This is a genomic window from Pseudonocardia adelaidensis (genome assembly GCF_039543345.1).
GTDB classification, from domain to species: Bacteria; Actinomycetota; Actinomycetes; order Mycobacteriales; family Pseudonocardiaceae; genus Pseudonocardia; species Pseudonocardia adelaidensis.
In genome coordinates this window covers 53,466-73,834 of the sequence record NZ_BAABJO010000018.1, presented here as the reverse complement: position 1 = coordinate 73,834, position 20,369 = coordinate 53,466, and the positions used below count along the sequence as shown (strand labels likewise).

General features: G+C 73.8%; 22 protein-coding genes and 1 pseudogene. 8 read left to right on the top strand and 15 right to left on the bottom strand.

The annotated features are described in order from the left end of the window. The first annotated feature begins 2 nt into the window (after positions 1 to 2). From ABEA81_RS23370 to ABEA81_RS23360, 3 genes are read left to right on the top strand one after another with little or no spacing between them, the layout of a single operon-like run. On the top strand, positions 3 to 284 hold the full coding sequence (locus ABEA81_RS23370; RefSeq protein ID WP_345607437.1) for a biotin/lipoyl-containing protein: 282 nt from the start codon (positions 3 to 5) through the stop codon (positions 282 to 284). A 46-nt stretch (positions 285 to 330) separates the two neighbouring features. Then, positions 331 to 2,004, top strand: coding sequence for a phosphoenolpyruvate--protein phosphotransferase (ptsP, locus tag ABEA81_RS23365; RefSeq protein ID WP_345607436.1), 1,674 nt, complete (start codon positions 331 to 333; stop codon positions 2,002 to 2,004). Positions 2,005 to 2,015: 11 nt separating this feature from the next. Beyond that, positions 2,016 to 2,408: a hypothetical protein gene (locus tag ABEA81_RS23360; RefSeq protein WP_345607435.1), complete on the top strand. Its 393-nt coding sequence runs from the start codon at positions 2,016 to 2,018 to the stop codon at positions 2,406 to 2,408. A 26-nt stretch (positions 2,409 to 2,434) separates the two neighbouring features. Here ABEA81_RS23360 and ABEA81_RS23355 read toward each other — a convergent pair whose 3' ends face one another. The 3 genes from ABEA81_RS23355 to ABEA81_RS23345 all read right to left on the bottom strand — a co-directional run bounded on the left by ABEA81_RS23355 (position 2,435) and on the right by ABEA81_RS23345 (position 5,314). After that, positions 2,435 to 3,274: an alpha/beta hydrolase family protein gene (locus ABEA81_RS23355; RefSeq protein WP_345607434.1), complete on the bottom strand. Its 840-nt coding sequence runs from the start codon at positions 3,272 to 3,274 to the stop codon at positions 2,435 to 2,437. 134 nt (positions 3,275 to 3,408) lie between these two features. Next, a complete protein-coding gene (locus tag ABEA81_RS23350; RefSeq protein WP_345607433.1) occupies positions 3,409 to 4,461 on the bottom strand; it encodes a maleylacetate reductase in 1,053 nt (350 codons plus the stop codon). Next, positions 4,451 to 5,314, bottom strand: coding sequence for a dioxygenase family protein (locus ABEA81_RS23345; RefSeq protein WP_345607432.1), 864 nt, complete (start codon positions 5,312 to 5,314; stop codon positions 4,451 to 4,453). The genes ABEA81_RS23350 and ABEA81_RS23345 overlap by 11 nt, the downstream gene beginning before the upstream one ends. 119 nt (positions 5,315 to 5,433) lie before the next feature. Between ABEA81_RS23345 and ABEA81_RS42745 the strand changes: the two genes are divergently transcribed. Continuing rightward, on the top strand, positions 5,434 to 6,414 hold the full coding sequence (locus ABEA81_RS42745) for a helix-turn-helix transcriptional regulator (RefSeq protein WP_425570639.1): 981 nt from the start codon (positions 5,434 to 5,436) through the stop codon (positions 6,412 to 6,414). Positions 6,415 to 6,425: 11 nt separating this feature from the next. Here the strand turns inward: ABEA81_RS42745 and ABEA81_RS23330 are convergent, their stop codons facing one another. The 7 genes and pseudogenes from ABEA81_RS23330 to ABEA81_RS23300 all read right to left on the bottom strand — a co-directional run bounded on the left by ABEA81_RS23330 (position 6,426) and on the right by ABEA81_RS23300 (position 11,084). Next, the gene (locus ABEA81_RS23330; RefSeq protein ID WP_345607525.1) at positions 6,426 to 6,599 is read right to left on the bottom strand and encodes a hypothetical protein; all 174 of its coding nucleotides are present in this window, start codon (positions 6,597 to 6,599) and stop codon (positions 6,426 to 6,428) included. Next, positions 6,582 to 6,844: pseudogene (locus ABEA81_RS23325) on the bottom strand (aminotransferase class III-fold pyridoxal phosphate-dependent enzyme); the annotation flags it as partial. The gene ABEA81_RS23330 and the pseudogene ABEA81_RS23325, both read right to left, overlap by 18 nt. A gap of 25 nt (positions 6,845 to 6,869) precedes the next feature. Beyond that, positions 6,870 to 7,502 carry an EthD domain-containing protein gene (locus ABEA81_RS23320; RefSeq protein WP_345607431.1) on the bottom strand — a complete coding sequence of 211 codons (633 nt, stop codon included), beginning with the start codon at positions 7,500 to 7,502 and terminating at the stop codon, positions 6,870 to 6,872. Then, positions 7,499 to 8,380: an amidohydrolase family protein gene (locus ABEA81_RS23315; protein ID WP_345607430.1), complete on the bottom strand. Its 882-nt coding sequence runs from the start codon at positions 8,378 to 8,380 to the stop codon at positions 7,499 to 7,501. The genes ABEA81_RS23320 and ABEA81_RS23315 overlap by 4 nt, the downstream gene beginning before the upstream one ends. A 9-nt stretch (positions 8,381 to 8,389) precedes the next feature. Then, on the bottom strand, positions 8,390 to 9,190 hold the full coding sequence (locus tag ABEA81_RS23310; RefSeq protein WP_345607429.1) for an SDR family NAD(P)-dependent oxidoreductase: 801 nt from the start codon (positions 9,188 to 9,190) through the stop codon (positions 8,390 to 8,392). After that, positions 9,190 to 9,726 carry a carboxymuconolactone decarboxylase family protein gene (locus tag ABEA81_RS23305; protein ID WP_345607428.1) on the bottom strand — a complete coding sequence of 179 codons (537 nt, stop codon included), beginning with the start codon at positions 9,724 to 9,726 and terminating at the stop codon, positions 9,190 to 9,192. Before ABEA81_RS23305 ends, ABEA81_RS23310 begins: the two co-directional genes overlap by 1 nt. Positions 9,727 to 9,752: 26 nt before the next feature. After that, positions 9,753 to 11,084, bottom strand: a complete 1,332-nt coding sequence (locus ABEA81_RS23300; protein WP_345607427.1) for a cation:dicarboxylate symporter family transporter — start codon at positions 11,082 to 11,084, stop codon at positions 9,753 to 9,755. Between the two features lie 102 nt (positions 11,085 to 11,186). Here ABEA81_RS23300 and ABEA81_RS23295 point away from each other — a divergent pair, with 102 nt between their 5' ends. Both ABEA81_RS23295 and ABEA81_RS23290 read left to right on the top strand, forming a co-directional pair. Then, the gene (locus ABEA81_RS23295) at positions 11,187 to 11,951 is read left to right on the top strand and encodes an IclR family transcriptional regulator domain-containing protein (RefSeq protein WP_345607426.1); all 765 of its coding nucleotides are present in this window, start codon (positions 11,187 to 11,189) and stop codon (positions 11,949 to 11,951) included. A 10-nt stretch (positions 11,952 to 11,961) separates the two neighbouring features. After that, the gene (locus ABEA81_RS23290) at positions 11,962 to 12,942 is read left to right on the top strand and encodes a 2-hydroxyacid dehydrogenase (RefSeq protein ID WP_345607425.1); all 981 of its coding nucleotides are present in this window, start codon (positions 11,962 to 11,964) and stop codon (positions 12,940 to 12,942) included. A 5-nt stretch (positions 12,943 to 12,947) separates the two neighbouring features. Here ABEA81_RS23290 and ABEA81_RS23285 read toward each other — a convergent pair whose 3' ends face one another. Beyond that, on the bottom strand, positions 12,948 to 13,973 hold the full coding sequence (locus ABEA81_RS23285; RefSeq protein ID WP_345607424.1) for a DUF4185 domain-containing protein: 1,026 nt from the start codon (positions 13,971 to 13,973) through the stop codon (positions 12,948 to 12,950). Between the two features lie 53 nt (positions 13,974 to 14,026). On the opposite strand from ABEA81_RS23285, the gene ABEA81_RS23280 reads away from it, so the two are divergent. After that, positions 14,027 to 14,836: a PaaX family transcriptional regulator gene (locus tag ABEA81_RS23280; RefSeq protein ID WP_345607423.1), complete on the top strand. Its 810-nt coding sequence runs from the start codon at positions 14,027 to 14,029 to the stop codon at positions 14,834 to 14,836. 10 nt (positions 14,837 to 14,846) lie between these two features. Here ABEA81_RS23280 and ABEA81_RS23275 read toward each other — a convergent pair whose 3' ends face one another. Genes ABEA81_RS23275 through ABEA81_RS23260 form a run of 4 tightly spaced genes read right to left on the bottom strand, consistent with a single transcriptional unit; the run spans position 14,847 to position 17,957 of the window. Then, positions 14,847 to 15,245 (bottom strand): RidA family protein, encoded by a 399-nt coding sequence (locus ABEA81_RS23275; RefSeq protein ID WP_345607422.1) that lies wholly within the window; start codon positions 15,243 to 15,245, stop codon positions 14,847 to 14,849. Continuing rightward, complete coding sequence (locus ABEA81_RS23270) at positions 15,242 to 15,991, bottom strand: SDR family NAD(P)-dependent oxidoreductase (RefSeq protein WP_345607421.1); 750 nt, start codon at positions 15,989 to 15,991, stop codon at positions 15,242 to 15,244. The genes ABEA81_RS23275 and ABEA81_RS23270 overlap by 4 nt, the downstream gene beginning before the upstream one ends. Before the next feature lie 14 nt (positions 15,992 to 16,005). Next, on the bottom strand, positions 16,006 to 16,833 hold the full coding sequence (locus ABEA81_RS23265) for an enoyl-CoA hydratase family protein (protein ID WP_345607420.1): 828 nt from the start codon (positions 16,831 to 16,833) through the stop codon (positions 16,006 to 16,008). Continuing rightward, positions 16,830 to 17,957, bottom strand: a complete 1,128-nt coding sequence (locus ABEA81_RS23260; protein ID WP_345607419.1) for an acyl-CoA dehydrogenase family protein — start codon at positions 17,955 to 17,957, stop codon at positions 16,830 to 16,832. The genes ABEA81_RS23265 and ABEA81_RS23260 overlap by 4 nt, the downstream gene beginning before the upstream one ends. A 57-nt stretch (positions 17,958 to 18,014) precedes the next feature. Here ABEA81_RS23260 and ABEA81_RS23255 point away from each other — a divergent pair, with 57 nt between their 5' ends. Further along, positions 18,015 to 20,366 (top strand): bifunctional salicylyl-CoA 5-hydroxylase/oxidoreductase, encoded by a 2,352-nt coding sequence (locus ABEA81_RS23255; RefSeq protein WP_345607418.1) that lies wholly within the window; start codon positions 18,015 to 18,017, stop codon positions 20,364 to 20,366. Positions 20,367 to 20,369 lie beyond the last annotated feature (3 nt).

Sequence of the window (20,369 nt, the reverse complement as noted above, 5' to 3'; positions counted from 1 at the left end):
CCATGGCCGAGACGCCGATCCGGATGCCCAAGCTGTCCATGACCATGGAGGAGGGCGAGTTCGCCGACTGGCTCGTCGCGCCGGGCGATACCGTCACGAAGGGAACGCCGCTGGCCGTCGTCCTGACGGACAAGGTGGAGATGGAGATCGAGTCGGAGGTCACGGGCACGGTGACACGCCTGACCGCAGCCGAGGGCGACGTGGTCCCCGTCGGCGGCCCGCTCGGGTACGTCGACGCCACCGACGAGGACGGCCTCGGCGACCTGGACGACCTGCTCTCCTGACCAGCGGTTCTCAACACAGCCCGCCCTCACCGACGAGGAGCAACGCATGCACGAGGTCCTGCGTGGGATCGGAGTGAGCCCGGGCGCGGTCGCGGGCCCCGTCGTGCGGCTCGCACCCCCGCCTCCGGAACCACCCACCGACGGCGCCGTCGCGGACCCCGGTGCGGAGGCCGCCCGGGCCGGCGCCGCGCTCGCGGGCGTCGCCGAGTTCCTGCGGGCGCGCGGGGCGGCCGCCGGGGGAGCGGCCGAGGAGGTGCTCGAGGCGCAGGCGATGATGGCCGAGGATCCGGAGCTGCGCGAACGGGTCGCCGATCTCGTCGCCGGCGGTCGCACGGCCGCCCGCGCCGTCCACGAGGGGCTGACCTCCTACGCCGCGGCGCTCCGCGAGGTGGGCGGCTACCTCGGCGAGCGGGTGGCCGACCTCGAGGACATCCGCTGCCGGGCGATCGCGCTGCTCACCGGCGCCCGGATGCCCGGGATACCGCTACTGCGCAGGCCGTCCGTCCTCGTCGCGCGCGACCTCGCACCGGCGGACACGGCCCTGCTCGACCGCGAGCAGGTGCTCGGTGTCGTCACCGAGCTCGGCGGCCCGACCAGCCACACCGCGATCCTCGCCAAGCAGCTCGGCATCCCGGCGGTGGTCGCGTGCCCGGATGCCGCGGCCCTCGACGACGGCGCCCACGTGGCCGTTGACGGGTCCGGCGGGGAGATCACCGTCGACCCGCCGGACAGCGTCCTGGCCGGCATCGCCGCGCGCACCGCCGCCCGCGCGGAGCGGCCGGAGCCCCCGGGGCCGGGCCGCACCGCGGACGGGACTCCGGTCGCCCTGCTCGTCAACGTCGGCACGGTCGCCGACGCGCGAGCGGCCGCCGAAGCGCCGTCCGAGGGGGTCGGGCTGTTCCGCACCGAGGTCCTCTACCTCGGCCGCACCTCGGCGCCGTCCGTGGGGGAGCAGGTCGAGGCCTACCGCGCCGTGTTCGAGGCCTTCGCCGGGCGGAAGGTCGTGATCCGCACCCTCGACGCGGGCGCGGACAAGCCGCTGCCGTTCATCGACCACGCCCAGGAGGCGAACCCGGCCCTCGGGGTGCGCGGGCTGCGGGTGGCGCGCCGCAGGCCCGAGCTGCTGACCGACCAGCTCGCGGCCATCGCCGAGGCGGCATCGTCCTGCGCCGCGGAGGTGTGGGTGATGGCGCCGATGGTGTCCACGCCGGGGGAGGCCGCGGAGTTCGCCGGGAAGGCCCGCGCGTTCGGGCTGCCGACGGTCGGGGCGATGGTCGAGGTGCCTGCCGCCGCGCTCCGGGCCGCCCAGCTCCTGGAGCGCTGCGACTTCGTCAGCATCGGCACGAACGACCTCGCCCAGTACGCGTTCGCGGCCGACCGCACCACGTCCGCGCTCGCCGACCTCCTCGACGTCTGGCAGCCCGCGCTGCTCGACCTCGTCGCCACGGTTGCGGACGGGGGCCGCCGCACGGGCCGCCCCGTCGGCATCTGCGGCGAGGCGGCGGGCGACCCGCTGCTGGCGCCCGTGCTCGTCGGGCTGGGGCTCACGAGCCTGTCGATGGCCCCGGCCTGCCTGCCGGCCGTCCGCCACGCCCTGAGCGTGCACACCCTCGACGAGTGCCGCGACATGGCGAAGGCCGCGCGCGAGGCCGACGATGCCGCGTCCGCCCGCGAGAACGTGCGCAGGCTCGCTTCCCCCGAACTCCTGGCCGTGTTGTAGTGGGAGCCACCATGCAGCGCTACGTCGTCCCCCTGCAGTGCCGTCGCTGCGGGAGCGAGCGGGCCCACGCCGTCGTGTACCTCGGCACGATCATCGCCCGCGTCACGTGCTCGGAGTGCGGCGAGGTGGTGGCGCCCCGGCCCGACGTGCTCCTGGAGCGCTACCTGCGCGACTTCGAGCTGCGCCTCGCCGACAAGCCGGGCAAGATGCTGCGCCACGCCCGCACGCGACCGGTCGACTTCCTCTTCCACTACCTGCCGCTGGGCCTGATCCGCAAACCCGGCGAGATCCTGCGGGAGTGGACGGTGCTCGTGGGTGCCTCGTCGCCCGGCCCGGCCCGCACACCGGGCTGCGCCGAGCGGCGTCCGGCCGGCGTCCCGGGAACGGCGCCGCGGCGGTCCTGATCGGGGCCGCCCCGAACGGGTCGTCCTCAGCCGGCGAGCTGCCGGACGAACCACCGCGTCACGACCTCGTCGACCGCCCTGGCCGCGGGCAGCTGCGGCGCCGGTTCCATTCCCGGTTCGTCGGCCAGCGGGTGTGCCAGGTCCGGCACGGTGATCAGCTCGACGTCGCCGGGGTGTGCATACCGCTCGCGCAGCGCGTCGACGAGAGCGGCCGCGTCGGTGCGCAGGTCCGGGTGGTCCCGCTCCCCGCTGACGAGCAGCAGCGGCGGGTGCGCCGTGACATCCGAGGGGGCGAGGTCGGCGGCACGGGCGACGAAGTCCAGCTCGGCGGCGACCTCGTCGGCTTCCGCGGTCCACCGGTACGGGTGTCCGGCGAGGCCCTCGACGAGCGGGACGACCGACCGCACCCGCACGGCCGGGTTGACCAGCGCGACCGCCCTGATCGGAACCTTCCCCGCCGTCAGCACCCGCAGCGCCACGGCCCCGCCGAGCGACGCGCCGAGGACGCCGACCGGCTCGTCGTCGACCGGCAGCTGCTCGCGCAGCGCGGCGAGCGCGGCCGGGAACTCGCCGGCGGCCTGACGGGTGAACGGGGCCAGGAAGGCCAGCAACGCGTCCTCGCGGGCGAGCGCGATCGCGGCGTCGAGCCGGCCGTCGACCATTCGCGCCCCGCACATCGGCATGCCCAGGTGCACCCGCCAGGCGGGCACCCCGGCCATGGGCAGCGCGGCCGCGAACGCCGCGTCCGTGCGCGGCGCGTCCAGCATGTGCCACGTCACGACCAACGGCGCGGGGCCGTCGCTCGCTCCGGCGGGCGGCAGTGCCGTGTACGGCACCCCGGCCGCGGTCCCGGTGATCGTTCGCATGCCTCCCCCTCGGACCTGAGGTGTGCCACCGTAGACATCCCGGCGCGCGTCGCGACCCGCATTTCACCACCGGCGAAACCGTCCGCTCAGAACGGTGGTACCTCCTCGTCGTCGGGTGGCGGTGGTGGGGGTGCCTACGACGAGGTGGGGCGCTCGCCGCGACGGGCGGCCTCGACGAGCCGGGCGAGGTCGTCCTCGGTGACCGGTCGCGGGTTGGCGTACGGGGCGGCCGTGGCCTGCCGGACCACCTCTGCCGTGCCGGACTCCGGCATGCCCAGCTCGGCCAGTGAACGCGGGGCGCCGAGCTTCGCGGCCAAGTCCCACAGGACCCCGCCGGGATCCGACCCGAAGAGGGAGGCCAGGGCGGGCGACGCGCCGGCGTTGAATGCGACCACGTGCGGCAGGACGACCGTGTGGACCTCCGCGTGAGGAAGGTCGAAGGTGCCGCCCAGAACGTGGCAGAGCTTGTGGTGCAGCGACATCGTCGTCGCGCCGAGCACCGCGCCGCACAGCCACGCGCCGTACTGGGCGCGTGTGCGCCCGTCCAGGTCCGCGGGCCGGGTGGACACCTGCGGGAGCGCCTCGAGCAGGGCCTGTGCACCCTCGCGCGCCATGAGCGAGGTGATCGGCGAGGCGTCCGGGGCGTAGAGCCCTTCGACGGCATGTGCCAGCGCGTTGAACCCGCTGGTCACCGAGAGCGGGACGGGCAGCGTGAGCGTCAGCTCCGGGTCGTAGACGACGCTGCGGGGGAGCACGGCCGGGTCGCGGCCCGTGCGCTTGCGGCCGCCCTCGGTGAGGCCCCAGATGGGAGTCATCTCGGAGCCCGCGTACGTGGTGGGCACCGCGATGACGGGGAGCCCGTGCTCGAGGGCGATCGCCTTGCCGAGCCCGATCGTGGACCCGCCGCCGACGGCGACGCAGCCATCGGCACCCAGCTCGGCCGTCGCGTCGCGCGCTCGCGCCGCCACCTCGACCGGCACGTGCATCCGGGCGTGGGGGTACACGCCGGCGGATCGCGCGCCGAGCCCCTCGGCGACCCTCCGGCCGAGCGTCTCCTGCTCCGGCGTGGTCAGCACCAGGACGCGGTCGAGGCCGAGCCGCTCGACCTCCGCACCGAGACGGGTCGAGGTCCCGGCCCCGAAGACGACCCGCATCGGCAGGGACTGGTGGACGAACTCATCCCACACGATCGGCCTCCAGCACGATGTCGACCGAGGCCGCCCTGAACGGGCTGCTCACGCCGTATCGGCGCGCCTGCTCGGCGTCGTCGACCTCCGCGAACTCGGCGACCAGGCTCTGCTTCACGGCGAAGACGGCGTCGGAGTCCAGGTAGGGGCTGCCCGCGACGAAGATGTGGGTGGTCAGGCTCCGGTGGCCGGGGGCGTCGGCGATGAAGTGGATGTGGGCGGGGCGGAACGGGTGGCGCCCGGTGGCCAGGAGCAGCTGGCCCACCGGGCCGTCCGTGGGGATCGGGTAGTGGCTGGGCACGACCGTCCGGAAGTGGAACCGGCCCTCGGCGTCGGTGTGGAAGAGGCCGCGCCCGTTGCCGAGCGGCTGCACGTCGGGCTGCTGGACATCGTAGAACCCGTCGGCGCTGCACTGCCACACGTCGACGGTGCCGCCGGGGAGCGGCGCGCCGTCGATGCCGAGGACGCGCCCGGTGATCACGCACGGCTCGTTCCCGCCGAGGAGGTCGATCGTGTCGCCGTTCTCCCGCTGCGGGGACTCGACGACGTGGAACGGCCCCAGCACGGTGCTCTCGGTGCCGGCCTCCTGGCCGTTGATCGTCTCGACGAGCATCGAGATGCCGAGCACGTCGGAGAGCAGGATGAACTCCTGCCGGTTGGCGTCGCACCGCTGGCCGACGGCCGTGAGGAACTCGATCGCCGCCTCCCATTCGGGCAGCGTGAGACGTACCTTGCGGACGAAGTCGTGCAGGTGCGGCACGAGCTCCTGCAGGATCTCGCGCAGGCGCGGGTCCGCCGTCTCGGCGAAGCTCTCGATCACCGCTGCGGTGGTGCTCTCGGAGGTGAGGTCCATCGTTGGCTCCGGTGGGAAGGAAGCGCGACATGGGAACAGCCGGGTCGGGACCCACGCTAGGCGGCCCCGCCGCGGGCACGACAGCCGCTTCGCGCGATCGGTGGCCGGAATCCGCGACGGTGTTGGAGCGGCACGCGATCTGCGAGCACGCCCCTTTCGAGAGGTTCCGCAGCGAGCTCAACGCGCTCTTCTACCCGGCGCGGGTCGAGCCGCTCGGCCGGGCTCCCGCCGGCACCGGCCTGCTGCGCGGCGTGCGCACCGAGCACCTCACGGTCGGGCTGATGCGGTTCGGCCAGCCGACCCTCGTCGACCCCGGCCGGACCGGGGCGTACCACGTCAACGTCACGCTCGCCGGCCCGATCGCCTCCGCGTCGGACGACGAGGAGACGGTCTCGACCGCGGGCCACGCCACCGTGTTCGCCCCGCACCGCACGCACCGGCTGACGCACTGCGCGGAGGGCGCGGCGCAGCTCGGGATCCGGGTCGACCGCGCCCTGCTCGACGGTGAGCTGGAGGCGCTGCTCGGCCGCCCGGTGCGGGCGCCGGTGGAGTTCGCCCTCGAGTTCGACCTGGGCTCACCCGCGGGCCGGGCGTGGTCGGCGTCGCTGGAGCTGCTGCTGTCGGAGCTGGACGACCCCGACGGTCCGATCGGGCGCCCGGCGGTGCGCGCGTACCACGAGCGGCTGCTCGCCACCGGCCTGCTGCTCGCGCAGCGGCACAGCTACACCGAGGCCCTCCGAGATGGGGCGCTGCGGGGCGGGGCCGCCCCGGCGACCCCGCGTGCGGTACGCCGGGTGCTCGACGTCGTGCAGGGCCGGCCGCAGGAGCCCTACACGATCGCTGACCTGGCCCGCGTGGCCGGCGTGAGCGCCCGGCGGCTGCAGGAGGCCTTCCGCGAGCACGTCGGCAGCACGCCGATGGAGTACCTGCGGTCGGTCCGGCTCGACCGGGTCCACGAGGAGCTGCGCGCCGGCGCGGTGGGCGTGACCGAGACGGCGTACCGCTGGGGCTTCACCCACCCCGGCCGGTTCGCGCGCGCGTACCGGCAGCGGTTCGGCGTGCTGCCGTCGGAGACGGCGCGCACCTCGGCCCCGTGGTAGCGGGCCGGTCCTCAGGCGGAGGGCCCCGCGAGAACGGCCTCCAGGGACGCCTCGAGGATGTCGATGCCGGCGTGGAGCTCGTCCTCGCCGACCGTGAGGGGCGGGGCGATCCGGAAGATGTCGCCCATGCCGGGCAGCTGGACGATGTTGAGGTGCAGCCCGCGGTCGAGGGGCCGGCTCAGCATCCCGCTGAACAGGTGGTCCAGGAGGCGACCGACCGGGACACGGCGCGCACGATGTCCGGGTGCGCGTGCCCCAGTACCGCGCTCATCTGGCCGGAGGTGAAGTCGAGGATCGCCGCGCCGTCGCTGTCGTGGACGTAGGAGCCTGCCGCGCTCTCGATGATGCGCGGCGTGAAGCTCGCGCCGTACCGCACCACGTGCCGTTCGACGTCATGCCAGAAGACGTCGTCCCAGAAGGTGTCCACCAGGGCGCAGGGTAGCGGCGGCCGCCGCTCACCCGAGCCGCCGGTGGTGGGTGAACAGCCGACGCTCCCGGGCGCTGACGGTCCGGGCCACCGCCTCCCGCCACGGCGTCGCCACCGCCCGCGCGTACTGCGGGGTCTCGAAGACGGCAGGTCCGTCCAGCTCGTGCACGGCGAGCTGGTCGGGCCCGGCGCCCTCGACCCTGCGGTAGCGGACGGTGCGCAGCCATCCGGGCACCTGCCGCAGCATCGGCAGGTGCTCGCCCGCGTACCAGGCGTCGAGGCCCTCGGGGTCGGTGCTGGTCAGCGCCACGGTGAGCAGCAGCGGGCAGGCGTCGGGCGCGGGTTCGCCGGCACCGTCGATGCGCTCGTACACCCGCCGGTCGAGCACCGCCAGCCGCTCGACGACGGTCTGCTCGTAGGGGCTGCGTTCCCGGGCCGCGGTGTAGGCGGGGGAGCTCAGCGCCGCGAGCTCGAGGGGGTAGACCGCGAGCCACCCCGGCGAGCGGTGGTCCGCCGCGCGGAAGCGGTGCCCGCCGTGCACGCCGGGCACGCGGATCCGGGCGGGCGCGTGCTCCGTGTCGTACCAGCGGTGGAACTCGTCCAGCGGCACCGCGCCGGGCTCGGACAGGACGAGGAGCAGCCCGTCGGCGCGGGTGCTCACGGGAACCCGAAGCAGGTCGTGGGGTTGTCGACCAGGAGCCGCCTGCGGTCGGCCGGGTCGGGAGCCACCGCGGCGAGCAGGTCGACGAGATCGCCGTCGTCCGGGACGAAGCCGTCCGTGTTGGGGTGCGGGAAGTCCGTGCCCCAGACGACCCGGTCGGGGGCGCTGCGCACCAGCAGGGCCGCGAGCGCCGCCGAGTCGGCCATGGACGGCGGCGTGGCTGCGAGGCGGTCGGCCCCGGAGAGCTTCACCCAGACGTCGCCGGTGTCCAGCAGCGTGCGCAGCGCGGTGACGGCGGGGGAGCCGAGCCCCTGCCGCAGATCCACCCGGGCCATGTGGTCGACCACCACGCGCAGCGGCAGCGAGCGCACGAGGTCGGCGTGCTCGGCGATGCCCTCGCCCGCCACGTGCAGCGCGATGTGCCAGCCGTGCGGGGCGACCAGCCGCACCACGGCGTCGATCTCCTCGGCGGAGGGCGCCGTCCCCAGGTGCGGGGTGAAGTGCAGCCGGGCGCCCCGCACCCCGGCCTCGTGCAGCCGCGCCACCTCGGCCGGTGAGGTGTCCGGGCGGACCAGCGCTACGCCGCGGTACCGCCCGGCGCCCGCGGCCAGCGCGTCCTCCAGGGACGCGTGGTCGGTGCCGTGCGCCGCCGACTGCACGATCACGGCCCGGTCCAGGCCGAGCAGCCGGTGCAGCGCCTGCAGGTCGGCCAGGGGCGCCTCGGGCGGGGTGAACGTGCGGTCGGGGGCGTAGGGGAACCGCGCGGTCGGGCCGAAGATGTGGCAGTGCGCGTCGCAGGCCCCGGCCGGGAGCGCGAGGGCCGGGCGGTGCGGGTCCGGGTGCGGGCCGGGGTTCTGCGGGCCGGTCGTCGTGGTCACGTCTCCCCCTCAGTCGCAGCGCGCGGTCATGCCGCCGTCCACGACGATCTCAGTGCCGGTGACGAAGCGGGCCTCGTCCGAGGCCAGGAACAGCGCCGCGTACGCGGTGTCGCGGCCGTCGCCCGTGAAGCCCAGCGGGATCCGGGCCTGCCGCTGCGCGAGGAGGGCCGGCACGTCGCCGCCGGCGCGCTGGTGGGCCAACCGGGCCTCCACCATCGGCGTGTGCAGCTGCCCCGGCACGACGGTGTTCACCCGGATCCGCTCGGGCGCGTGCTGCACGGCCGTCACCCGCGACAGCTGGATCACCCCGGCCTTGGCCGCGGCGTAGCCGACCTGCGGAGAGCCGGTGAACCGCAGCCCCGACGTGGACGCGACGTTCACGATGGCGCCGCCGCCCCGCGCCCGCATCGCCGGAATGGCGTGGCGGGAGCCGAGGTAGACGCTGGTGAGGTTGAGGTCGAGCTGCGCCCGCCAGCCGGCCTCGTCGAGTTCGGTGGGCCCGCCGTTGCGGGAGCCGCCGACGTTGTTCACCAGCACGTCCAGGCCGCCGAAAGCGTCCACCGCGGCTCCGATCATCCCCGCGACGGCGGCCGATTCGGTGACGTCGCAGGTGTGGCCTGCGGCCGTGCCTCCCTCGTCGGCGATCAGGTCGAGGGTGGCCTGCAGCGGCGCCGGGTCGCGGTCGACGGCCAGCACCCGGGCGCCCTCCCGCGCGAACACCACCGCGGTGGCGCGGCCGTTGCCCCAGCCGTCGCCGACGCTCCCCGCGCCGGTGACGACGGCGACCTTGCCCGCCAGCCGGCCGCCCATCAGGCCGCCTCCCGTTCCCCGCCGCCGACCTGGAGAGCCACGAGGAACCGGGACACCAGGTTGTAGGCGCCGACGGTGACGGTCAGCTCGACGATCTCGCGGTCGGTGAAGTGCTCGCGGAGCCCGGCGAACACGTCGTCCGGAACGATGACCCGGGAGGTCATCGCGTCGGTGTAGGCGAGCACGGCGGCCAGGCGGGGAGCGAGGGCGTCCGGTGCCCGCTCGCCGCGCAGCACGGCGAGGTCGGCGTCGGTGAGGCCGCCCGCCAGCCCGAGCGGCTCGTGAGCGCGCCACTCGTAGTCCGCCCCGTTGAGGGCGGCGATCCGCAGGATCGCGAGCTCGCGGACGTCGGCGGTGAGCGTCGAGGCGGTGCGCACGGCGCCGAGGAGGCCGTTCCAGCCCTCGGCGAGCGGCGGGCTGTGCAGCAGCATCAGGTCGAGCGGGGTGAGCGTGCCGCCGCGGCGGGCGCGGATCCGCTCGGCGATGATGCCGTCCGGCCCCGGGAGGTCGGACGCGGCGTACTCGAGGCGGGCCAAGGGGGGCTCCTTCTACTCGTTCGAGGTCAGGCGGTCGGCACGGCCTCTGGCCGCGCCTCGGTCGGTTCGGTGGGTTCGGGCACGTCCACGCCGTCGAGCACGGCGCGGGCGCGGTCGACGTCGAGCCCGCGCTCCCACCGGGAGACGATCAGGCTTCCCATGATCTGGCCGGACAGGCTCACCAGGCCGCGCATGATGGACATGAACCGGTCGACGCCGATGATCAGCATGATCCCGACGACCGGCACCGCCGCCGTGGTGTTCAGCGTGGCGGCGAGGATCACGAAGCCCGCACCCGCGACGCCCGCGCTGCCCTTCGACGTGATCATGAAGACGGCGAGCAGGCCGATCTGCTGCCACAGCGACATGTCGATGTCGAAGGCCTGCGCGATGAACAGCGAGGCGAACCCCAGGTAGAGGCAGACGCCGTCGCCGTTGAACGCGTAGCCGGACGGGACGACGAGGCCGACGACCTGCTTCGGCGCGCCGAGGTGGATGAGCTTGCGCATCAGGGCCGGCATGACCACCTCGTAGTTCGAGGTGCCCAGGGTGATCAGCAGCTCGGGGGAGAAGTAGCGGTAGAGCTTGAGGATCCGCAGCCCGCAGATCCGGGCGACCACGCCGAAGACGAGCAGGCAGAAGACGATGCCGCTGACCCAGAACAGCAGCACGAAGCCGCCGAGGCTCATCAGCGTGGTCACGCCGAACCGGCCGGTGGTGTAGGCCATGGCTCCGAAGGCGCCCAGCGGTGCCAGGTACATGACGAGCCGGATCACGACGAAGGTGGCGTCCCCGATCCGCCCCACGGCACGCACGATCGGCTCGCCCGCCGGTCCCATGGCCTTGAACGCGATGGCGAACAGGATCGAGACCAGCAGCACCTGCAGCACGTTGCCCTCGGTGAACGCGCTGACCACGCCGTTCGGGATGATGTTCAGCAGGAAGTCGTACCAGTGCGTGCTTTCGGCCCGCTGCACGTACTGCTGGGCCGAGCCGGAGATCGAGAGCGACGCGGGGTCGGCGTGCAGCGCCGCGCCGGGCCGGAACACGTCCATCACCACGAGACCGACGACCAGCGCGATGGTCGTGACCACCTCGAAGTAGACGAGCGCCTTCACCCCGACCCGGCCCACCGACGTCAGCTCCCCGGCCGAGGCGATCCCCGTGACGATCGTGCAGAAGACGACGGGCGCGATCAGCATCTGGATCAGACCGATGAAGCCGGTGCCGATCGGTTCCAGGGATGCCCCGACGCCGGGTGCGGCGAGGCCGAGGGCCGCTCCCGCCGCGATCGCGACGAGCACGGTGACGTACAGCTTCGTGGTGAAGGCACTGCGCAGTATCGAACGGAGGGACATCGCTGTCTCCAGAGGTGTGCGACTGACGTACACTTGCTCGACGGACGCACAGACCCTCGGGCCTTCGGGCCCGGTTGTCAAGCGCGATGGGAGACTGCCCCGGTGTCCAGAGAGGATCCGGACTTCATCGACTCGGTCGACAAGGCGTTCCAGGTGCTGATGGTGTTCTCCGCGGAGAACCCGGAGCTCGGCGTCAGCCGGGTCGCGGAGCTGACGGGTCTGACCCGGGCCACGGTCCGGCGGCTCCTGCTGACGTTCGAGCGGCTCGGGTTCGCCGAGATGCGCGACCGCCGCTTCCGCCTCACCCCGAAGGTGCTGCGCCTCGGCTACGGCTACCTGTCGTCGGCGCCGTGGTGGGAGTCGGCCGAGCCGCACATGCGCAGCCTGTCGGCCGAGCTGCAGGAGTCCTCGTCGCTGGCCACGCTCGACGGCACGGAGATCGTGTACCTGGCCCGCGTGCCGAGCCCGCGCAGTGTGGCGATCACGCTGAACATCGGGTCCCGGCTGCCCGCCTACCCGACGTCGCTGGGGCGGGTCCTGCTGGCCGCGCTGCCCGACGGCGAGCTCGACGACTACCTCGCGACGGCGGACCTGCGGCCGCTCACCCCGCACACCGTCACCGAGCCGTCCCGGCTGCGGGAGATCCTCCACGACGTGCGCCGCGACGGCTACGCGCTGATCGACGAGGAGCGGGAGGTGGGCGTCCGCTCGGTGGCCGCCGGTGTCCGGCACCGCGGCCGGGTGATCGCCGCCCTGAACGTGTCGGTGAACGCGGCCCGGATGTCCGCTGAGGAGCTGCGCGAGCGGTGCGCGCCGATGGTCATCGAGCACGCCGAGGCGATCTCGGCCGAGATCGCCACGCGATGAGGGGACGGGTATGAAGATCGTGATCGCCGACACCAACCTGGTGCCGCTGCGGGCCGACCTGGAGGAGGGGCTGCCCGCAGGATCGGAGGTGCGCTGGCTCGACCCGCGCGACCTCCCGGCGGTCGAGGCCGCGGTCGCGGGGGCCGACGTGCTGGTCAGTGCGCGCTGCCGGGCCACGGTGGCGGCCGCGGGCACCTCGTTGCGGCTCGTGCACGCCGTGAGCGCCGGCGTCGACGGGATCGACGTCGGGGCGCTGCCCGCGGGCACGATCGTCGCCAACACGTTCCACCACGAGGACTCGATCGCCGAGTACGTCGTGGCCGCCGCGGTGCTGCTGCGCCGCGGGTTCCTCGCCCAGGACGCCGCGCTGCGGGCCGACCGCTGGGCCTCGCCCGCCTACGACCCGGGCCTGCCCTGGACCCACTCGCTCGCCGCCGCGACCGTGGGGTTCGTCGGCTTCGGCCACATCGGCTCCCGCGCGTGGGAGTGCCTGCGGCTCTTCGGGCCGCGCGGGGCCGCGGTCACCCGCCGCGGCGGCGTCGATGCCGCCGCCCGCGGGCTGGAGTGGGCGGGCACCACCGCCGACCTCGGCGCGCTGCTCGACGAGGCGGACGTCGTGCTCGTCAGCGCCCCGCTCACGCCGGAGACCCGGGGCATGATCGGGGCGGCGGAGCTCGCCCGCATGAAGCGCAGCGCCGTCCTGGTGAACGTCGGCCGCGGCCCGCTCGTCGAGGAGAAGGCGCTCTACGCGGCGTTGCGGGACGGTGACATCGCCGGCGCCGCGATCGACGTCTGGTACGGCTACCCCGGCGCCGGTGCGGTCGCGGCACCGTCGGAGCTGCCCTTCCGGGACCTGCCGAACGTCCTGATGACGCCGCACTCCTCCGGCGTGACGCGGCAGACCTTCGCGGGCCGCGCCCTGGACGTCGCCGCCAACATCCGGCGCCTCGCGGCGGGGGAGCGGCTGGTGAACGTCGTGGCGGTGGCCTGAGCCGGTCAGGCGAGCCCCGTCAGGTCCGTGCGGAACTGCATCGCCCGGTACGGCCAGCCCGTCGCGGTGTTCCAGTGGCTCACCACGAGGTGCAGCTCGCGCAGCGTCGAACCGGGCAGCACGTACCCGCCGTAGAGCTGCGCGACGTTCCCGCAGGCGTGGTCCTCGCCGCCCCAGTCGCAGCCGCGCAGCACGGTGGCCGGCGGGGCGCGGTGCAGGTCGGCGGTCGGCCCGTCCAGCACCCGGACGTCGATGCAGTAGCGGCCGGCGTCGAAGGCGGAGAGCAGCCAGCGGTCGGGCCCGTCGCCGGGTACGCGGCGCAGCGACAGCTCCCCGAACCGGCCGGGCAGCACGATCGTGGGCGGGTTCCCCCATCCCCAGCGGTCGTCGGCGATGCCCCAGGTCTGCCACGCGCCGGGGTCGGTCAGCGCGGTCTCGGGCACCCGGTGCAGCAGCAGGCCGTGTTCGCGCTGGAAGCCGGTGGTGAGGGCGTACACCCAGCCGTCGGTGCCGCGCTCCCAGGTGAGCATCTGGAACAGGCCGTCGTGGAGGTCCGCGGGCCAACGGGTGCCGGTGGGCCGCCAGGTGCGCCCGCCGTCGCGGGAGCGGTGCAGCTCCGTCCAGCGCACGTTGCCCAGCTCGCGGCACACCATGACGTGCAGGTACATGTCGTCCCCGACGGTGATCACGTCGGTGGGCAGGACGGTGGTGAGGCGCCGCAGTCGCATCCCGTTGCGCCGCCAGCCGTGGTGGACGTACCGCACCACCTGGCGCGCGCCACCGCGGCGGCCTGCCGCGCCGGTCCAGCGCAGGCCGGTCGGGACGCTCGCCGGGTCGGCGAACAGCACGACGGGCGAGCGCCATCCGGGTCCGCCGACGCCCGCCTGCCGGAACGTGTCCCCGAACACCGAGACCAGGTGCCCTTGCGGGGCGGTCGTGGTGGTGCCCAGGTCGGTGCCGCCGATGCCGAACCGGTCGGTGATCCCGGGCCCGGTGAGATCGGCGATCTTGGTGGCGAGGCGTTCCGGCACACCACCATCCTGCCTGGTCGGCGTCCGTGTGCGTGCTGCATAGAGTTGGCGGCATGGCAGACCTCGCCCCGCGCCGCCTGATCCTGACGCTGTACGGGCTGTACGCGCGCGAGGAGCACAACTGGATGTCGGTCGGCTCGGTGGTGCGGTTGATGGGGGACCTCGGGGTCGACTCCGCGGGCGTCCGCTCGTCGATCTCGCGGCTCAAGCGGCGGGGTGTGCTCGAGCCGATGAAGTCGGGCCGGGTCGCCGGCTACTCGCTCTCGACGAGCGCGCTCGACGTGCTCCGCGAGGGCGACACGCGGATCTTCGACCGGCGGCGGTCCGGCACCGCGGAGGGGTTCGTGCTCGTGGTGTTCTCGATCCCGGAGTCGGAGCGGGAGAAGCGGCACACGCTGCGCACCACCCTCTCGGGGCTGGGTTTCGGCACGGCCGCGCCAGGCGTCTGGGTCGCGCCCGACCACCTGCGTGACGAGGTGGGCCGCACGCTGGAGCGGCGCGGGCTCTCCGCCTACGTCGACCTGTTCACGGCCCACCACGAGGGCTTCAGCGAGCTCCGGCAGCAGGTGGCGCGCTGGTGGGACCTCGACGGCATCAACGCCCGGTACGCCGAGTTCCTCGACCGGTTCTCCGACGCGCAGGCGCGCTGGAAGCGCTCCGCGGACAGCGCCCGCACGGCGTTCGAGATCTACGTGCCGATGCTGACGGTGTGGCGGCGCCTGCCGTACCTCGACCCCGGCCTGCCGCCCGACCTCCTGCCCGACGGGTGGAACGGCGGGCGGGCCGCGGACCTCTTCGGCGACCTCGACGCGCTGCTGCGCGCCCCGGCCCGCGAGCACGCGCTCGCCGCGATCCACGCTTGATCGTCACCGCCTAGTCGAGGACGGCGACCCCCTGGATCTCGACCAGCGCGGCGGGGTCCCAGAGCCGGGCGACGCCGATGCCCGCCATGGCGGGGTAGCCGGTGCCGACGAGGCGCCGCCAGATCCGCCCGATCTCCCGGGTGCTGGCGAGGTAGGCGTCCATGTCGACGATGTAGATCGTGACGCTGGCCAGGTCGTCGCCGGAGCCGCCCGCCGCCGCGAGTGCCTGCAGGAGGTTGAGGAGGGCCTGCTCGAACTGCGTGACGATGTCGTCGCCGACGATCGTCCCGGACCGGTCGAGCGCCGTCTGCCCGGCGAGGTGGACGGTGCGCGGGCGGTCGGTGACCACGGCGTGGCTGAACCCGCGCGGCGTGGCGAGCTGGGGCGGGTTGATGCGCTCGAACGTCATGACTGGACCGCCCCTCCGTCCACGTTGATGCCCTGTCCGTTGATGGCGCCGTTCTGCACGCAGGAGAGTACGGCCGCCGCGACCTCGTCGGGCCGCACGAGCCGGTGGATCGGCTGCCGCCGCTCGAGCACGGCCCGGGCCTCGTCCGGAGACGTTCCCGTCCGGGCGGCGATGGCGGCGACCGTCGCATCCGTCATCGGCGTGTCGACGTAGCCCGGGCACACGGCGTTGGCGGTGACCCCGTGGCGGGCCACCTCGTCGGCCACGGCGCGTACCAGCCCGAGGACGCCGTGCTTGCTGGCCGTGTACGCGCTCACCTGGCGCTCGCCGCGCTTCGCGACCACCGAGGCGATCACGACGATGCGCCCGCGGCGGGCCTCGAGCATCGGCGGGAGCGCGCGGCGGATGCAGCGGAACGGCGCGGTCAGGTTCGTGTCGAGCATCTGCTGCCACTGCTCGTCCGTGGTCCGCGTGATCGGTGCGGCGAGGGACGTGCCGGCGCCCGCGACGAGCACCTCGGCGGGCTCCCAGGTCTCCTCGACGGTGGCGAACAGCCGCTCGACCTGGTCGGGCACGGTGAGGTCGGCCTCGACGCACAGCGTCGGGCCGGTGATCTCCGTGGCCGCCTCGTCGAGCTTCGCGCGGTCGCGGCCGACCAGCACGGTGCGGTAGCCGGCCTCGGAGAGCAGCCGCGCGGTCGCCAGGCCGATCCCCTGCCCGGCACCCGTGACGACAGCGACGTTCACCGATGGGACCGCCACTACCGCCCCTTCCAGTCGGGCTTGCGCTTGGCGTTGAACGCCGCGTGGAACTCGGCGTGGTCGTCGGTGGTCATCAGCAGCGCCTGGGTCATGGCGTCGAGCTCCATCGCCGCCGAGAGCGGCATGTCGAGCTCGCGGGTGAGCAGCGACTTCGTCTGCGCGTAGGCCAGCGTCGGGCCGCCGGCCAGCCGGGCGGCGAGCGCGGCCACGGCGTCGTCGAGCTCGTCGTCGGCCACGAGCTGCGACACCAGCCCGTACCGGTCGGCGGTGGTGGCGTCGATCGTGTCGCCGAGCATGAGCAGCTGCGTGGCCCGGCCGAGCCCCACGACGCGCGGGAGCAGGTACGCCGCGCCCATGTCGCCGCCGGACAGCCCGACCTTGGTGAACAGGAAGGCGAACCGCCCGGACGCACCCACGACCCGGAAGTCGGCGGCGAGGGCGATCACCGCTCCCGCGCCCGCGGCGATGCCCTGGATCTTCACGATGATCGGGACCGGGCACTCGCGCATCGCCCGGATCACGTCGCCGGTCATCTTCGTGAACCGCATCAGGTCGGCCGCCCGCATCTTCAGCAGCTCGCCGATGATCTCGTTGACGTCGCCCCCGCCGCAGAAGCCGCGGCCCTCACCCCGGATCACCAGCGCCTTGACGCCCTCGTGGTGCGGCAGCTCGGTGAGCAGGTCGCGCAGGTCGGAGTAGGACTCGAACGTGAGCGGGTTGAGCTTCTCCGGCCGGTTGAGGGTGACCGTGGCGACCGGCCCGTCGACGGCGAAGTCGAAGTGCTCCCAGTCGGTGGTCAGGGGCGCCGAGGCCCGGAAGCGGCTCACCTGTTCGTCCTTTCCCTGAAGATCTCTCGCGCGATGATCGTCCGCTGCACCTCGGAGGCACCCTCGTAGATGCGGGGCGCCCGGACGTCACGGTAGAGGTGTTCGAGCAGGTGCCCGCGCTGCAACGCCCTGGCGCCGTGCAGCTGCACGCACCGGTCGACGATGCGCCCCGCCGCCTCGGTGGCGAACAGCTTCGCCATCGCCGCGGACCGGGTGACGGCGGAGCGGTCGGCGCCGGCGTCGTAGGCCCGGGCCGCGGCGTGGACCATCAGCCGTGCGGCCTCCAGGTCGGTGGCCATGTCCGCGATCGCGTGCGCCACCGCCTGCTGGGCCGACAGCGGCCCGCCGTACGCCTCGCGGCTCGTGACGTGCGCGACGGTGGCGTCGAGCGCGGCCTGCGCCATACCGACCGCGAATGCGCCGACGCTGGGCCGGAACAGGTCGAGCGTGCGCATGGCGACCCGGAACCCGGCGTCGACCTCGCCGAGCACGTCGGCCCGCTCGACGCGCACGCCGTCGAAGGTGAGGCTGCCGATCGGGTGCGGCGAGAGCATGTCGAGGTGCTCGCCGGACAGGCCCGGCGAGTCGCCGGCCACGGCGAACGCGGTGACGCCGCGCGACCCGCTGCCGGAGGTGCGCGCGAAGACGGTGTAGACGTCCGCGTCGGGTGCGTTGGAGATCCAGAGCTTCTCACCGGACAGGCGCCAGCCGTCGCCGTCGGGCTCGGCGCGCAGCGACAGCGCGGCGGCATCGGACCCCGCGTCGGGCTCGGTGAGGGCGAACGCGGCGACGACGTCGCCCTTCACCACGCCGGGGATCCAGCGGTCGACGGTGTCGGGTGATCCCGACTGCAGGATCGGGTAGCTGCCCAGCCCCTGCAGGGCGAGCGCGGTCTCGGCCTCGGGGGAGACCGTGGCGATCGTCTCGCGCAGCAGGCACAGCTGCATCGCCGCGGCGTCGCGGGGCCGTTCGTCGGCGCGGCCACCGAACAGGTCGCGGAGCAGCCCCAGCTCGCCCATCGCGGACACGAGCGGGCGGTTGACCCGGCCGTCCTCGCCGGTGAGCGGGACGAGGTGCTCGGTGGCGAGCGCCCGGACGCGCGCGGTGTAGGCGACCTGCTCCATGCCGACATCGTATGTCGCATTGACAACGGGCGTCAAACAAACAATATACTAAGGGCTGTGCGCATCGCAGTCATCGGTGGCGGCCCCGGCGGCCTGTACTTCGCGGCGCTGGCGAAGCAGCTCGGCTCCCTCGAGGGGGTCGACCACGAGATCACGGTCTGGGAGCGCAACGCCGCCGACGACACGTTCGGCTTCGGGGTCGTGTTCTCCGACGAGACGCTCGGCGGCATCGAGCACGCCGACCCGGTGGTGCACGCGGCCATGCAGGAGGAGTTCGCCCGCTGGGACGACATCGACGTCCACTTCCGCGGGAAGACGATCACCAGCGGCGGCCACGGCTTCGCCGCGATGGGCCGCAAGCGCCTGCTCCAGATCCTGCAGGAACGCTGCCGCGATCTCGGCGTCGACGTGCGCTTCTCCACCGAGGCGCCCGACGTGGAGCAGCTGCGGCAGGGCCACGACCTCGTCGTCGCGAGCGACGGGCTGAACTCGGCCGTGCGCACCAAGTACGCCGACCGGTTCGGCCCGAGCCTCGACGTCCGCCGGTGCCGCTACATGTGGCTGGGCACCGACACGGTCTTCGAGGCGTTCACCTTCGACGTCCGCGAGACCGAGCACGGCGTCATGCAGATGCACGGCTACCCGTTCGACGAGCACGGCAGCACGTTCATCGTCGAGATGCACGACGACGTGTGGCGCCGCGCGGGCTTCCAGGCGAGCGAGGCGCTCGACCTGGCGCCGGGCGAGTCGGACGTGCGATCGGTCGAGGCCGTGCGCGAGATCTTCGCCGACGTCCTCGCCGGTGGGCGGGTGCTCGCGAACAACTCGCGGTGGATCAGCTTCACCACGGTGCGCAACGCGCGCTGGTGCCACGACAACGTGGTGCTGCTCGGCGACGCCGCCCACACCGCCCACTTCTCGATCGGCTCCGGCACGAAGCTGGCGATGGAGGACGCGCTGGCACTGGCCGCGTGCCTGCACGAGAACCCCGACGTCCCGGCCGCCCTCGCCGCCTACGAGGCCGAGCGCAGGCCCGTGGTGGAGTCGACCCAGCGGGCCGCGCAGGCGAGCCTGGAGTGGTTCGAGAACCTCGGGCAGTACGTCCACCAGCCGCCGCTGCAGTTCGCGTTCAACATCCTCACGCGCAGCCGCCGCGTCACCTACGACAACCTCCGGCTGCGCGACCCCCAGTTCGTCGCGGACGTCGACGCCTGGTTCGCCGATGGGGGCGAACCACGGCCGCCGATGTTCCACCCGTTCCGGCTCGGCGGGCTGGAGCTGGTCAACCGCGTCGTCGTGTCGCCGATGGACATGTACGTGGCCGTCGACGGCGTGCCCACCGACTTCCACCTCGTCCACCTCGGCGGCAAGGCGCTCGGCGGCGCAGGCCTGGTGATGACGGAGATGGTCTGCGTCTCGCCGGAGGGACGGATCACCCCCGGCTGCACCGGCCTGTGGACCGACGAGCAGGGCGACGCCTGGCGGCGCGTCACCGACTTCGTCCACTCCTCGTCCCAGGCCAAGATCGGCCTGCAGCTCGGGCACTCCGGCCCCAAGGGCTCCACGAAGCTGATGTGGGAGGGCATCGACCAGCCACTGGACTCCGGGAACTGGCCGGTCGTCGGCCCGTCGGAGCGGCCCTACCGCGCGGGCGTCAACCAGGTGCCGAAGGCGCTCGACCGGGCCGGCATGGGCGCGATCGTCGCCGACTTCGTCGCGGCCACCGAGCGGGGCGCGCGCGCCGGCTTCGACCTCGTCGAGCTGCACTGCGCCCACGGCTACCTGCTGTCGTCGTTCCTCTCACCGGTGACGAACCGGCGCACCGACGAGTACGGCGGCCCGATCGAGAATCGCCTGCGGTTCCCCCTCGAGGTCTTCACCGCGATGCGCGAGGTCTGGCCCGCTGACCGGCCCATGACCGTCCGGATCTCCGCCACCGACTGGGTCGAGGACGGCATCACCCTCGACGATACGCTGGAGGTCGTCCGCGCCTTCGAACAGGCCGGGGCGTCCGCGATCGACGTGTCCACCGGGCAGGTCACGCCGGACGAGCGCCCGGCCTTCGGCCGCTCCTACCAGACCCCCTTCGCCGACGCGATCCGCAACGTGCTGAAGGTCCCCACGATCGCGGTGGGCGTCATCTCCTCGCCCGACGACGTGAACACGATCATCCTGTCCGGCCGCGCCGACCTGTGCGCCGTGGGCCGCGCCCACCTGTACGACCCGAACTGGACGCTGCACGCCGCCGTCGAGCAGGACTACGACGGGCCGGGCGCCGTGTGGCCGGACCCGTGGCGGGCAGGCCGGCGCAAGCCCCAGACCGGCCGCACCGACGGGCCGAAGCCGCGGCTGGAGCTCATCCGGCGGCAGGCCGCCGACGGGCACCAGCGCTGGCGCCCGGGCTCCTGACGC

Coding starts and splice junctions, on each gene's coding strand:
- ABEA81_RS23370 (WP_345607437.1), top strand. CDS start 3: ATGGCCGAGACGCCGATCCGGATGCCCAAGCTGTCCATGACCATGGAG.
- ptsP (WP_345607436.1), top strand. CDS start 331: ATGCACGAGGTCCTGCGTGGGATCGGAGTGAGCCCGGGCGCGGTCGCG.
- ABEA81_RS23360 (WP_345607435.1), top strand. CDS start 2,016: ATGCAGCGCTACGTCGTCCCCCTGCAGTGCCGTCGCTGCGGGAGCGAG.
- ABEA81_RS23355 (WP_345607434.1), bottom strand. CDS start 3,274: ATGCGAACGATCACCGGGACCGCGGCCGGGGTGCCGTACACGGCACTG.
- ABEA81_RS23345 (WP_345607432.1), bottom strand. CDS start 5,314: ATGGACCTCACCTCCGAGAGCACCACCGCAGCGGTGATCGAGAGCTTC.
- ABEA81_RS23330 (WP_345607525.1), bottom strand. CDS start 6,599: ATGCTGAGCCGGCCCCTCGACCGCGGGCTGCACCTCAACATCGTCCAG.
- ABEA81_RS23310 (WP_345607429.1), bottom strand. CDS start 9,190: ATGGGCGGCCGGCTGGCGGGCAAGGTCGCCGTCGTCACCGGCGCGGGG.
- ABEA81_RS23300 (WP_345607427.1), bottom strand. CDS start 11,084: ATGTCCCTCCGTTCGATACTGCGCAGTGCCTTCACCACGAAGCTGTAC.
- ABEA81_RS23290 (WP_345607425.1), top strand. CDS start 11,962: ATGAAGATCGTGATCGCCGACACCAACCTGGTGCCGCTGCGGGCCGAC.
- ABEA81_RS23280 (WP_345607423.1), top strand. CDS start 14,027: ATGGCAGACCTCGCCCCGCGCCGCCTGATCCTGACGCTGTACGGGCTG.
- ABEA81_RS23275 (WP_345607422.1), bottom strand. CDS start 15,245: ATGACGTTCGAGCGCATCAACCCGCCCCAGCTCGCCACGCCGCGCGGG.
- ABEA81_RS23260 (WP_345607419.1), bottom strand. CDS start 17,957: ATGGAGCAGGTCGCCTACACCGCGCGCGTCCGGGCGCTCGCCACCGAG.